Origin of the sequence: Gemmobacter sp. 24YEA27 (genome assembly GCF_030052995.1) — a bacterium.
Classification (GTDB): domain Bacteria; phylum Pseudomonadota; class Alphaproteobacteria; order Rhodobacterales; family Rhodobacteraceae; genus Pseudogemmobacter.
Genome location: NZ_JASJPW010000001.1, coordinates 1,761,773 through 1,774,267 on the forward strand (window position 1 = coordinate 1,761,773; position 12,495 = coordinate 1,774,267).

Annotated in this window: 8 protein-coding genes and 2 pseudogenes; 7 read left to right on the plus strand and 3 right to left on the minus strand. The window is 63.5% G+C overall.

The window, feature by feature from the left end; translation table 11 throughout:
* Nucleotides 1-411: 411 nt before the first annotated feature.
* Together QNO18_RS08740 and QNO18_RS08745 are read right to left on the minus strand one after the other, a co-directional pair.
* Nucleotides 412-726 carry a hypothetical protein gene (locus QNO18_RS08740; RefSeq protein WP_198837590.1) on the minus strand — a complete coding sequence of 105 codons (315 nt, stop codon included), beginning with the start codon at nucleotides 724-726 and terminating at the stop codon, nucleotides 412-414.
* A 219-nt stretch (nucleotides 727-945) separates the two neighbouring features.
* The gene (locus QNO18_RS08745; protein WP_283177358.1) at nucleotides 946-2,151 is read right to left on the minus strand and encodes a hypothetical protein; all 1,206 of its coding nucleotides are present in this window, start codon (nucleotides 2,149-2,151) and stop codon (nucleotides 946-948) included.
* Between the two features lie 108 nt (nucleotides 2,152-2,259).
* On the opposite strand from QNO18_RS08745, the gene lepA reads away from it, so the two are divergent.
* Nucleotides 2,260-4,059, plus strand: a complete 1,800-nt coding sequence (gene lepA, locus QNO18_RS08750; protein ID WP_283177359.1) for a translation elongation factor 4 — start codon at nucleotides 2,260-2,262, stop codon at nucleotides 4,057-4,059.
* A 722-nt stretch (nucleotides 4,060-4,781) separates the two neighbouring features.
* Here the strand turns inward: lepA and QNO18_RS08755 are convergent.
* Nucleotides 4,782-4,994, minus strand: coding sequence for a DUF1127 domain-containing protein (locus QNO18_RS08755; protein WP_092896164.1), 213 nt, complete (start codon nucleotides 4,992-4,994; stop codon nucleotides 4,782-4,784).
* 290 nt (nucleotides 4,995-5,284) lie between these two features.
* Here QNO18_RS08755 and QNO18_RS08760 point away from each other — a divergent pair, with 290 nt between their 5' ends.
* From QNO18_RS08760 to QNO18_RS08785, 6 genes and pseudogenes are all read left to right on the plus strand, one after another.
* Nucleotides 5,285-6,406, plus strand: coding sequence for an Mrp/NBP35 family ATP-binding protein (locus QNO18_RS08760; protein ID WP_283177360.1), 1,122 nt, complete (start codon nucleotides 5,285-5,287; stop codon nucleotides 6,404-6,406).
* An 856-nt stretch (nucleotides 6,407-7,262) separates the two neighbouring features.
* Nucleotides 7,263-7,766, plus strand: coding sequence for a division/cell wall cluster transcriptional repressor MraZ (locus QNO18_RS08765; protein WP_283177361.1), 504 nt, complete (start codon nucleotides 7,263-7,265; stop codon nucleotides 7,764-7,766).
* 3 nt (nucleotides 7,767-7,769) lie between these two features.
* Nucleotides 7,770-8,767: pseudogene (gene rsmH, locus QNO18_RS08770) on the plus strand (16S rRNA (cytosine(1402)-N(4))-methyltransferase RsmH).
* 1 nt (nucleotide 8,768) lies between these two features.
* Nucleotides 8,769-9,134, plus strand: coding sequence for a cell division protein FtsL (locus QNO18_RS08775; RefSeq protein ID WP_092896172.1), 366 nt, complete (start codon nucleotides 8,769-8,771; stop codon nucleotides 9,132-9,134).
* A gap of 3 nt (nucleotides 9,135-9,137) precedes the next feature.
* Entirely contained in the window at nucleotides 9,138-10,928 is a 1,791-nt protein-coding gene (locus QNO18_RS08780) for a penicillin-binding protein 2 (RefSeq protein ID WP_283177362.1), read from the plus strand.
* A 51-nt stretch (nucleotides 10,929-10,979) separates the two neighbouring features.
* Nucleotides 10,980-12,466, plus strand: a pseudogene (locus tag QNO18_RS08785) (UDP-N-acetylmuramoyl-L-alanyl-D-glutamate--2,6-diaminopimelate ligase).
* Nucleotides 12,467-12,495 lie beyond the last annotated feature (29 nt).

The following is a 12,495-nucleotide window of genomic DNA, read 5'->3' on the forward strand; positions in this document are numbered from 1 at the left end:
CAAGTCTGGTGAGAGCATCATTCGCCACGGCAGCTATCTTGCGCAGCAGGTGACGCGCAGGGACCTGATCCTCAAAATCAGCATATCTGAGAAGCGGCCGCACGCCTCGTCCATACCCCGCCTCTTCCCCCAAAAATCGACTTGCGAGGGTGAATCATGTTCCAGATGCTGCGGCGGGACCCGACTAAATCAGCACCCTGTCAGCGCGCGAAAGCCTGCTCAGGCCCGAAAGCGGATCGCCATGGAGGTGTCTTTTACGCCTGACGCCTGACGCCTGCCTCATGGTTCAGGGGGGCTCTCCTGATCTCCGCCTCGAAGGAGATCAGGAAACGCCGGCCCGTTGACCGGGGAAGCCCGCGTGCGGACCGGGCCCGGAGAGCGCATCCGTGCATGGGAGCAGGTAAACCCGCCTCAGCCGCCGCAATAGGATTCGGCCATGGCGCCGAACTGCTTGTAGCGGTCCCAGAATGCATCATCGGCCGGTCTTTGCGAGATCCAGACGGTATGGGCCAGATCTGGATCGCGGAAGAACTTTGCCGCCCGGCGCTGATCGCCACCCTTCAGGGTCATATCCGCGACCTGCTGGATGCAGCCGCAAAGGGCGCGGCTTGCGGATTCGCGACCTGAACGCATGCAGGCCGATTCAATCGGGCCAGCCAGCGTCATGGAGGCGGTGGAAAGAAGCACACCGGCGGCGAGCGCCAGGGAGATGATTGGTTTCATGATGTTCTGCCTCAAGTGCCGCGAGCAGGGTTTCCCTCCGCCCATCGGTCATTTTTCTGCCAGCGATATTGCCAAAAATCGCCTCTTTTTTCAATCCTCGCAGGAGGCCAGGCAGGCTTTTGCCAGGAAAAAAGACGTGATCGCGGAAACTACAAGCGCCAGGGGGCAGGAGGCGGGTCTGCCGCAAGATCGGCTGCCCCAGGGGGGCGGATCGAGGCCGGATCAGTCGGCGGGATCTTCGGACATGACACGCCAGCTTGAAATCGACCAGCTTGGCCTGGGCGAGACGGTGACGTCTGCAGCCTGGATGATTCGCGACTGATCGGCGATGCCGCAGCCAGGCAGACAGCTGGCATCCAGCCCCCAGATGTCAAAGGCGCGATGTACCGCATCGGTGAGGCGCAGCAGATCGGGCGAAGGCGCGAAGCTGGTGTCAATCCGGGCGGTGACCTCGTCAAGCCGCGCTTCAGGCAGTTCGATGGTGATCGCGCGGTCGCGCCAGCCGATCCCGGGCAGGACGCGGTTTTTACCGGCATCGGTCAGATAGGTGCCGTCCTGCAGCACAAAAAATGGTATTGGCGCGGTGACCCGGACCGAGGTGACCGTGCCGGGACGGCCACCGAGCCAGGCCTTTGCCTGCTCTGTGAGGCGTGCGACCTCGTCTTCCGCAACAGCCTCGGTCCGGGCTTCTGGCGCCTTTTCGGGCGGCAGGCCGACAGGATCGCGCAGCGCCACCAGTTCTGACGGCAGGTCGATATGGATCCGGCGCAGCCCGGTATCGGGCGGCAGCACCTTCTCGGCGCCAGGTTCGGCGAACCAGCGGCCCGGATCACTGGCGATGGCATCATGATTGATCAGATAGGAGTCGTAATTCTCGAAATGGCTGGTGATCAGCTCTGCGGGGGCCGAATGCGGCACGGAGTCCCGCAGGGCGCCCATGCCCCAGTTTTCCGGGCTGTCCGCCCCGGCAGGCCAGGTCCGGCACTGGATCGTCGGGCAGGAGAAGGTCCCCACTGCCGCGCCATCTTTCAATAACGTGCCGATTTCCGTAAGCGGGGCGCGGGCTGTTTCGCCAGCGATATCCGCGCCGGTGATATCGCCCGTGACATTGCCGCCGCCGGATGCGTCGAGATACCAGAGCGATGGCCGCAGCCCCGCAAGCGTTGCGCTGTCGGTGATCAGGCGCGGCCCGGCGCCGGTGACGAAATCCTCAAGGATGAGCGCGTATTGCCCGGAGGCGAGTTCGTCATCGCTGATCCCGCTCAGCAGCGCGACGGTCGCGGGCCCGGGCGCCATAGTCAGAAACAGAACCGCAAACCCGGGAAAGGCGTCGCGAATCTTCCACCAGGCATAAAGCCCCGCCACTGTCAGTCCGATCCCGCCCGCCGCGAGGCCCCGGAGCAGCGCTTTCTTACCAGGTTTCCGCATTCTGCCCGTCTTCTTACTTCACGGACGAAGGTAAACTATGAAAATCGCAGCTTCCAGTCTGCTTGCCCCTCTTCCCGGCTCTCACGGATCCCGCTATATCCCGCTGCCATGACCCAACTTGATCACATCCGCAATTTCTCCATCGTCGCCCATATCGACCACGGGAAATCCACGCTCGCCGACCGGCTTATCCAGATGACCGGCACGGTGGCCGAGCGTGACATGAAGGCGCAGATCCTCGACTCGATGGATATCGAGCGCGAGCGCGGCATCACGATCAAGGCGAACTCCGTCCGGATCGAATATCCGGCGAAGGATGGGAAAACCTATATCCTGAACCTGATCGACACCCCCGGCCATGTGGACTTCGCCTATGAGGTCTCGCGCTCGATGCGGGCGGTTGAGGGGTCGCTGCTGGTGGTGGACGCCTCGCAGGGCGTCGAAGCGCAGACGCTTGCGAATGTCTATCAGGCGCTGGATGCCGGGCATGAAATCGTGCCGGTCCTGAACAAGATCGACCTGCCCGCCGCCGACCCGGACCGGGTGAAGGCCAATATCGAAGACGTGATCGGGCTGGATGCGTCAGACGCGATTCCGATTTCGGCGAAATCGGGCCTTGGTATCCCGGATGTTCTGGAAGCGATTGTTCAGCGCCTGCCGGCGCCGAAAGGTGACCGCGATGCGCCCCTGAAGGCGATGCTGGTTGACAGCTGGTATGACAGCTATCTCGGCGTTGTCGTGATGATCCGCGTGATGGATGGTGTGATCAAAAAGGGCGAACGCATCCGGATGATGCAGACCAATGCGGTTTATCCGATTGACCGCCTCGCCGTGCTGACGCCGAAGATGAAAGATATTGCCGAGCTCGGGCCAGGTGAGATCGGCGTTTTCACGGCCTCCATCAAACAGGTACGCGACACCCGTGTCGGCGACACCGTCACCCATGAGAGGAAGGGCTGCGAGACGCCGCTGCCGGGCTTCAAACCCGCACAGCCGGTGGTGTTCTGCGGCCTCTTCCCGGTCGATGCCGCCGATTTCGAGGCGCTGCGCGATGCAATTGAAAAACTCGCGCTGAATGATGCGTCCTTCAGCTATGAGATGGAGACCTCGGCGGCCCTTGGCTTTGGCTTCCGCTGCGGCTTCCTTGGTCTTTTGCACCTTGAAGTGATCCGCGAGCGGCTGGAGCGTGAATTCGATCTCGATCTGATCACCACCGCGCCGAGCGTGGTGTTCAAGCTGCATATGAAAGACGGCGAGGTGCGCGATCTGCACAACCCCGCCGATATGCCCGACCTGACCTATATCGACCATATCGAAGAGCCGCGCATCAAGGCGACGATCATGGTGCCGGATGAATATCTCGGCGATATCCTTAAGCTTTGCCAGGACCGTCGCGGTATCCAGCTGAACCTGACCTATGCCGGGCCGCGCGCCATGGTCGAATATGACCTGCCGCTGGCAGAAGTGGTGTTCGACTTTTATGACCGGCTGAAATCGGTGACCAAGGGCTATGCCTCCTTTGACTATAGCCTGTCGGAATATCGCGAGGACAATCTCGTGAAAATGTCGATCATGGTGAATGAAGAACCGGTGGATGCGCTGGCGATGATGGTTCACCGTGACCGCGCCGAGGCGCGGGGCCGGGTGATGGTCGAAAAGCTGAAAGAGCTGATCCCGCGCCATATGTTCAAGATCCCGATCCAGGCGGCGATTGGCGCAAGGGTGATTGCGCGCGAAACCCTCTCGGCGATGCGCAAGGACGTGACCGCGAAATGCTATGGCGGCGACGCGACGCGCAAACGCAAGCTTCTGGACAAGCAGAAGGAAGGCAAAAAGAAGATGCGGCAGTTCGGCAAGGTCGAGATTCCGCAGACCGCCTTCATCCAGGCGCTCAAGATGGACAATTGACGGGCAGCTTGTCCGTTCAGAATCAAAAAGGCCGGCACTTGCGCCGGCCTTTTTGATTCTGGCCCGCCGAAACTGGCCAATGCTGCAACCGGTTTGTTCCGCTGCGCGCCAGTCCCTTGGCCCGGCCCTGAGCGCCTTGGCCCGGCCCTGGCATCTTTAACGGTGAAAAAGGGAGGGGAGGGCGGCGGTCCCGAGGGAGGAGGAGAGGGACCGCCGCAAGTTCCGGTGGCGCAAGGGAGGAGGAGAGCGCCGCCGAACCGATCGGACACCAGGCACAGGCCTGTGCCCTATTGGGAGGGCGCAGCGGCTCCGGGGAGGAGGAGAGGAGCCGCCGCGCTTTCCGGAGACCCCAGGGAGGAGGAGAGGGGCTCCGAACTCGTCTGGCCCGGGCGTCACAAGGACGAGGGGCCACTATTTTGCGCAGCGGCTCCAGGGAGGAGGAGGGGAGCCGCTGCTGTTTCCGGAGGCCCCAAGGGAGGAGGAGAGGGGCTCCGAACTCGTCTGGCCCGGCGCATAAGCGCGCTGCAGGCCGGTATCTGATGCGGCGACCCCAGGGAGGAGGAGGGGGCCGCCGCTGGTTCGAAGGCCCGAGGGAGGAGGAGTGGGCCACCGAATGGAGCGGGCATTGCTGCCCTTTAAAAGCTGGCGCCACCTGGGAGGAGGGCGGCGGCGCCATTTTCACGCCGGATCAAGGGAGGAGGAGGGGATCCGGAGCGGGAAACTTATTTGCCGTAAGCGGCTTCGCGGGCAACTTCGGTGATCATGGCGCGGGACAGGCCCAGATCCGACAGATCACGATCCGAGAGCGAACGAAGCTCTTCAAGGGTCCGCGAGTAGAGTTTACGACGTGCGATTGCGTTGCGCAGGGCCTCGACAACATCGCCGAAGAGAGAGGGCCGGGCCAAAGCGGCGCGGGAGGTGTTCACATATGCCATTTCATCAAGCCTTTGCGTCAGGATCGGCGGTGGTCTTGCCAGGTTTGGCGGATCTTCGTGCCGGTCTGTTGCTTTCCGTTGTCGCTAACATGCGGGTTTTTCTGCGTTTGCACAATAGACGGCCCGGCAATGCTGCCATGCAGCAATCGCATGGCTGTTTTCGGGGCTATGTCATTGATATGAACAGATATGGTTAAAGATCAGGCAGTCTGCGAACAGATATTTCTCCGCCCCTTGCCCTTTTCGCAAAAACTGCCGAGTCTCAGCCAGCGATTTGTCCGGAGAGAGCGATGACAGCCACGCGTGAAGCGGTAACGGAGATTCTGGCGGGGATTGCCCTGCCAGGGGGCGGCACCCTGGTGTCGCGCGATTTGATTCGCGCGCTCTCGGTAGATGGTGGCGTGGTGCGCTTCGTCATCGAGGCGGAAAGCGCAGACCAGGCGCGGGCGCTCGCGCCGGTCCAGGCGGCGGCTGAGGCGGCGCTGAAGGCGCTGCCGGGGATCACCTCGGTCCAGGTGGTGATGACGGCGCATGGCCCGGCGGCGAAAGCGGCCCCGAAACCTGCGGGGCCGGTGGTGCGCAGCTCGGGCGCGGCGGGCGAGCCGCCCAGTCTGAAGATCGGCGGTCATCCGACGCCGCAGCAGGGCGGGCCGCAAAAGCTCTCGGGGATCGACCGTATTATCGCGATCGGCTCGGGCAAGGGCGGCGTCGGCAAGTCGACGGTCAGCTCGAACCTTGCGGTGGCACTGGCGAAACAGGGGCGGCGCGTGGGCCTGCTGGACGCAGATATATACGGGCCGAGCCAGGCGCGGATGATGGGGGTCTCGAAACGCCCGTCTTCCGTCGATGGCAAGATCATCGAGCCGGTGGTCGCGCATGGCGTGACCATGATGTCGATGGGGCTTTTGCTGAAAGAGGGCGAGGCGGTGGTCTGGCGCGGCCCGATGCTGATGGGGGCGATCCAGCAGCTTTTGTCCCAGGTGGCCTGGGGCGAGCTGGATATCCTTCTGATCGACCTGCCGCCCGGCACGGGTGACGTGCAGCTGTCGTTGTCGCAGCGCGTGCAGCTGACCGGCGCGCTGGTGGTCTCGACGCCGCAGGATGTGGCGCTGATCGACGCTCTGAAGGCCATCGATATGTTCAACAAGCTGAAAACGCCGATCCTTGGCCTGATCGAGAACATGTCCTCTTATATCTGCCCCAATTGCGGCCATGAGGCGCATATCTTTGGCCATGGCGGCGTCCCTGCCGAAGCGCAGCGCCTGAACATCCCCTTCCTCGGCGAGCTGCCACTGGCGCTGGATGTGCGGGTGGCGGGCGATGCCGGCGCGCCGATTGCCACCGGCGATGGTCCGCTGGCCGAGGCCTATGACCGTCTCGCGCGGCGCCTGATCGACGGCAATATGGCCTGACGGCCCCTGTCACCGGCAGGCGCCCCCTGCGCCGCGCCGATCCCTGAGCCCTGAAAACCCCGCCACCCATCCCCGGTGGCGGGGTTTTGCTTCACTGGCCCCCTCTGATCGCCGCCGGGGCGCGCAGGCGGCTCAGGGATGGGATGGGATGGAACTGCGGGTCTCCGAATCAATCGACATGGAATTTCATGGAACTGAAGAGATGATTTCACCTCAGACGGGTGAATCTCCGGGATTGAGAGGGGTGCTGCGTGTATGTGATCGGCAATGATGCGCTGCCTTTTGCGGAGGTTGCGCCCTGATCCTGAAAAAACTTCGACCCTCCGGGATTACATGGGTTTGGCTGGTTTCTCCAATATATCGACAGTAACGCAAACGAGAGCCATAGATATAGTGTCGTGATGAGGCGTGAGGGCCACAATATCCTGTTTTCCCATCCCATCCCGGACAAGATATTGCCATCATGGTCCAACATTTCCCTTGTCAGACCATGAAATCCCAGGCATGTTGAGGGCACGGAAGATGAGACGGGCAAACAAAGACGTCAGGGGCGGACGAAGACCCCGAACAAAGGCGAAAAAAGGCAGCTCATACAGGCAAACCCTTTCATCGGACGACAGAGATCCGGCGCGCGAGCGAGCAGACATCTCCCCCAGGTGGCGCGCGTAGCTGGACGCCCAGCGATGGGACAGAGGCGGATCGGACAGTGGCAGCAGTCCGATCCGCCCATTTCATTTCTGGACCATGAGATTTCGGCCGACGGGCCAGAAGACCACCGCCGCAAGGCGCATTTCATCGGGCCGCAAGGCTCAGGGACAAACGCGAAAACTGACGCAACAAGGGCCGGCACAAAGCAATGGCTGAGGCATTCAGAGGCGAGTTCTACCAGAAGGTAGATGCAAAGGCGCGGGTTTCGATCCCGGCGCCTTTTCGCCGTATTCTGGAAGCCGGCGATGCCGGGGCAGGGACCTCGCGCCCGCGTGTTGTGATGGTCTATGGTGGCCGCGCCGGCCAGGCCTATGTCGAATGCTATTCCGTCGGGCAGATGGCCGTGATGGAAGACAAGATCCGCAGGCTCGCCCCCGGTACGCCGCAGCGCAAGGCGCTTGAGCGCAACTACATCACCCTCTCGCAGACCGTTGAAATCGATGATGATGGCCGTCTCGTGCTGCCGCAGAAGGTGCGCGAGCGGATCGGCCTGACCGATGCCGGCGAGGCCTGTTTTGCGGGCGCGCTGGACACGTTCCAGATCTGGCTGCGCGATACCTATGATACGGAAATGGCGGCACAGGAAGAGATCGATCTCGACCTGCCCGATGGCGCGGATCTCCTCTCGCTCCTGCCGCATGACGGAGTGTAAGCGATGGCAGGAAGCGCACCGCATATCCCGGTGCTCCTCAGGCCCTTGCTTGCGGCGTCAGCCCCGGTCGAAGGCTTCTGGATTGATGGCACGTTCGGGCAGGGGGCTATGCAAAGGGCCTGATCGGCGCGGGAGCGTCGCGGGTGCTGGGCATCGACCGCGATCCGCTGGCGCATCAGATGGCGGCGTCCTGGCTGCCGGAGTTCGGCGGGCGCATCGCGCTGGCGCAGGGCACGTTTTCAGATCTGGATACTCTGGCCGGTGAGGCGGCGGATGGGGTCGTCCTTGATATCGGCGTGTCGTCGATGCAGATTGACGAGGCAGAGCGCGGGTTTTCCTTTCAGAAAGACGGCCCGCTTGACATGCGGATGAGCCAGGACGGGCCATCGGCTGCCGATCTGGTGAATACCGCAGGCGAGGAATATCTCGCGGATATTCTTTATAATTACGGTGAAGAACGTGCCTCGCGCCGCATCGCGCGCGCGATTGTGGCCGCGCGTGAGACCAGCCCTTTCACCACCACATTGCAATTGGCCGAGGTGGTGGCGAAACAGTTGCCGCGCCCCAAATTCGGCGAAAGCCATCCGGCGACCCGCAGTTTCCAGGCGATCCGCATCGCGGTGAATGCCGAATTCGACCAGCTGGCCGAAGGCCTGGCGGCGGCAGAGCGCATCCTGAAACCCGGCGGGCGGCTGGCGGTGGTGACCTTCCACAGCCTCGAAGACCGCATCGTCAAGCGGTTCTTCCAGCAGGCCTCCGGCGCCGAACCCGCTGCCAACCGCTATGCGCCGGCGCGGGATGCTGTCACCCCGCGCTTTCGGCTTGCGTCGAAGAAGGCCATCGGCCCCGATGACGAAGAACTTGCCGCCAATCCGCGCGCGCGGTCTGCGAAGCTTCGCATCGGCATTCGCACGGATGCGCCGGCCCTGGCCGCCGATCCGGCGGCGCTCGGGCTTCCCCGGTTTCATGTGACCCGTAACTCGCAAAAAGGACGGTCCTGACATGCGCCCCGTGCTTTACGTTTTTACCTTCCTGTCTGTGATCGCCCTTGGCTTCTGGGCGTATCGCGAAAACTACGCCACCCAGGAAGTGCTGCGTGAGGTCCGGGGGCTGCAGCGCCAGATTGCCAGCCTGCGCGAGGGTCTGTCGGTGCAAAAGGCGGAATGGGCCTGGCTGAACCGGCCCGACCGGTTGCGGGATCTGGTTTCGCTGAATTTCGAACGCGTGCCGCTGATGCCGATGGAACCGGGTCAGTTCGGCTCCACGGCAAGCGTCGCCTATCCGGTGCCCGAGATCCCCGCGATCGAACTGCCCGACGGCGTCGGCGCGATCCGGATCACCTCGGCCACAGCAGAAGAGGGGCTCTGATCCATGCGCACACCCCTCCGCCCGCTTGCCCGTATCCTTGAGGCGCGCCAGAACGGTGAAAACCCCGATCTGATCGAGCGCGAGAATCTCGAACGCCGCCATGAGGTGATCCGCGACAAAAGCCAGCCGCGCGCGTCGGCCCGGCTGGGTCTGCTCGCTCTGGCCTTCGGCTGCGCCTATCTGACCATCGGGGTCCGGATGGGCCATCTTGCGGCCTCTGAGCCGGTCGAGCCGGTGGCGTCGGCGCCGGGGGCCGAGATTGTCGCGCAACGCGCCGATATCACGGACAGAAATGGGCGCATCCTTGCGACCAATATGACCACTTCGGCGCTTTACGCGCATCCGAAAGACATGGTCGATCCCAAAGGCTCGGCGCGCAAACTGGCCGAGATCTTTCCCGATCTGAAGGCCGAAGACCTGGAACGCCGTTTCACCGACGGGCGCCGGTTTCTCTGGGTGAGGAAGGTTCTCAGCCCCGAACAGATGCAGGCGGTGCATGAGATCGGCGATCCGGGGCTTTTGTTTGGCCCGCGGGAGATGCGGCTTTACCCGAACGGCACGCTCGCGGCGCATGTGCTGGGCGGCTATTCCTTTGGCGCAGAAGGCGTGCATTCCGCCGAAGTGATCGGTACCGCCGGGATCGAAAAGGCAATGGATGCGCGACTGCGCGATCCCGCCCAGGCCGGTCAGCCGCTGGAGCTGTCGCTTGACCTTACCGTGCAGGCCACGGTCGAAGAGGTGCTTTCCGCCGGGATTTCGATGCTGAATGCGCGCGGCGGCGCCGCGATTGTGATGGATGTGCGCACGGGTGAGATCCTCGCGCTGGCCTCGGCGCCGACATTCGACCCCAATGACCGCCCGGTGCCGCTGGTGGGCAAGGATGACGAACCCTCGGACAGCCCGCTCTTCAACCGCGCGGTGCAGGGGGTGTATGAGCTGGGGTCTGCCTTTAAGATCTTTGCCGCCGCTCAGGCGATGGAGCTGGGCCTTGTGACGCCCGACACCCTGGTCGATGCCAATGCGCCGATGACCTGGGGCAAGCACCGGATCAAGGAATTCGAGGGCAAGAATTACGGCCCGATGCTCTCGGTGCGCAAGGTGATCGAGAAATCGTCAAACGTCGGCACCGCCCATATCGCACTTATGATCGGGCCGCAGCGCCAGCAGGCCTTTCTGAAATCGCTTGGCTTCTTCGACCCGACGCCGCTCGAGCTGATCGAGGCCCCGGGCGCGAAGCCGCTGATCCCGAGGCGCTGGCCCGAGATCGTGACCATCACCACCTCTTACGGCCATGGCATGTCGGCAAGCCCGATGCATCTTGCGGCCGCCTATGCGTCGATCGCGAATGGGGGTCTTTATGTCAAGCCGACGCTCCTGAAACAGAAGGGCCCCGCCTCGGGCATCCGTGTGATGAGCGAGAAGGTCGCGAAGGAATCGGTTTCGATGCTGCGCTCGGTGGTGACCCATGGCACGGCCAGCCTTGGCGAGGTCAAAGGCTATGAGGTCGCGGGCAAGACCGGCACCGCCGACAAGCCCAAGAAATCCGGGGGCTATTACAAGGACAAGGTCATCAACACTTTCGCCTCGACCTTCCCGGCGTCAAACCCGCGCTATGTGGTGATTGTGACGCTGGATGAACCCGCTGATACGTCGGGGCCACGGCCGCTGCGCACTGCCGGCTGGACCTCTGTGCCGGTCACCGCCGAGATGATCCGCCGCATCGCGCCGCTGCTTGACGTGAGGCCGATAGTTGAACCCATCACCGGAGCTGCGCTAACAGCAGCGGCAAACTGAACGGGTGCCAGAGCTGCGGCTGCAAGCGGCAGCGAACTGAACGGGTGAAATATGGCGGGTGAAAAGCGGCTCTCGGGGCTGGGGCTGAAGGCAAGGCAAAGCAGGGATCCGGTCCTGACCGGGATCACGGCTGACAGCCGGGCGGTCAGGCCTGGCTTCCTCTTTGCGGCGCTGCCAGGCAGCCTGCGCCACGGCGCCGACTTCATCGCGACTGCGCTGGAAAAGGGGGCGACCGCGATCCTCACCGATCCGATGGGCGCGCTGATCGGGACCGAAGCGATTGGCCTGACTGACGTGGCGCTGGTCGTGGTGGACGAGCCCCGCGAGGCTCTTGCCCGTGCCGCCGCGCTCTGGTCGGGGGCGCAGCCTGCGGTCATGGCGGCGGTCACCGGCACCAACGGGAAGACCTCTGTGTCGACCTTCACCCGTCAGATCTGGCAGGCGCTTGGACATGCCGCGATCAATATCGGCACGACCGGGTCGAAGGCGACTGGCAGGCGCCATCCGCCCATACAACCCCCGACCCGGTGACCCTGCATGCCATGCTCGCAGATGCGGCGGGTGACGGCATCACCCATGCCGTGATGGAGGCCTCCTCGCATGGGCTCGACCAGCGCCGCCTCGAAGGCGTGCGGCTGAAAGCGGCGGGCTTCACCAATCTGACCCAGGACCATCTCGACTATCACCACACGATGGAGGCCTATTTTACCGCGAAAGCCGGTCTCTTCACCCGGCTTCTTCCCGATGATGCGGTGGCGGTGATCAATCTCGACGGTGCTTATGGCCCGGAAATGGCCGAGCTTGCCGAAGCGCGCGGCCTGCCGGTGCTGCGCGTCGGGCGGGGCGAAACCGGCCCGCTCCCCGATCTGCAGATAAAAGCGATCCGCCCCGATGCCACGGGCCAGGAATTGCGGCTTTTGTGGCAGGGCAAACCCTTCCAGGCGCGGCTGAGCCTGACCGGCTCCTTCCAGGCGGAAAATGTTGCGCTCGCGGCGGGCCTTGTGATCGCCTGCGGCGAGAAACCGGATCGTGTGATGGAGGCTCTGCCCGGCCTCAAAGGCGTGCGCGGCCGGATGGAACTGGCCGCGACCCGCAGAAATGGCGCGCCGGTCTATGTCGATTACGCCCATACGCCCGATGCCATCGCCACCGCGCTGCAAGGCCTGCGCCCGCATGTCATGGGCCGGCTGATCGTGGTCTTCGGCGCCGGCGGCGACCGCGACCGCACGAAACGCCCGCTGATGGGCGCGGCCGCACAGGCCAATGCCGATATCCTCTTCGTGACCGACGACAATCCGCGTTCTGAAGAGCCCGCCGCCATCCGCGCCGAGATCATGGCCGCCTGCCCCGAGGCCAATGAGGTCGGCGACCGCGCCGAGGCGATCCTGCGCGCCGTCGACGCGCTCCTCCCCGGCGACGCCCTGCTGATTGCGGGCAAAGGCCATGAAACCGGCCAGATCATCAAAGGCGAAGTCTATCCTTTCGACGATGTCGAACAGGCCTCGGTCGCCACCGCCGCGCTGGACGGGCTGATCTGATGCGCGACATTGCCCATTTCATCTGTCTG

Excerpts from the sequence above, each read along its gene's own strand:
- QNO18_RS08745 (WP_283177358.1), bottom strand. The coding sequence starts at position 2,151 with ATGCGGAAACCTGGTAAGAAAGCGCTGCTCCGGGGCCTCGCGGCGGGC.
- QNO18_RS08775 (WP_092896172.1), top strand. The coding sequence starts at position 8,769 with ATGCGCCCCGTGCTTTACGTTTTTACCTTCCTGTCTGTGATCGCCCTT.
- QNO18_RS08765 (WP_283177361.1), top strand. The coding sequence starts at position 7,263 with ATGGCTGAGGCATTCAGAGGCGAGTTCTACCAGAAGGTAGATGCAAAG.
- QNO18_RS08760 (WP_283177360.1), top strand. The coding sequence starts at position 5,285 with ATGACAGCCACGCGTGAAGCGGTAACGGAGATTCTGGCGGGGATTGCC.
- QNO18_RS08755 (WP_092896164.1), bottom strand. The coding sequence starts at position 4,994 with ATGGCATATGTGAACACCTCCCGCGCCGCTTTGGCCCGGCCCTCTCTC.
- QNO18_RS08780 (WP_283177362.1), top strand. The coding sequence starts at position 9,138 with ATGCGCACACCCCTCCGCCCGCTTGCCCGTATCCTTGAGGCGCGCCAG.
- lepA (WP_283177359.1), top strand. The coding sequence starts at position 2,260 with ATGACCCAACTTGATCACATCCGCAATTTCTCCATCGTCGCCCATATC.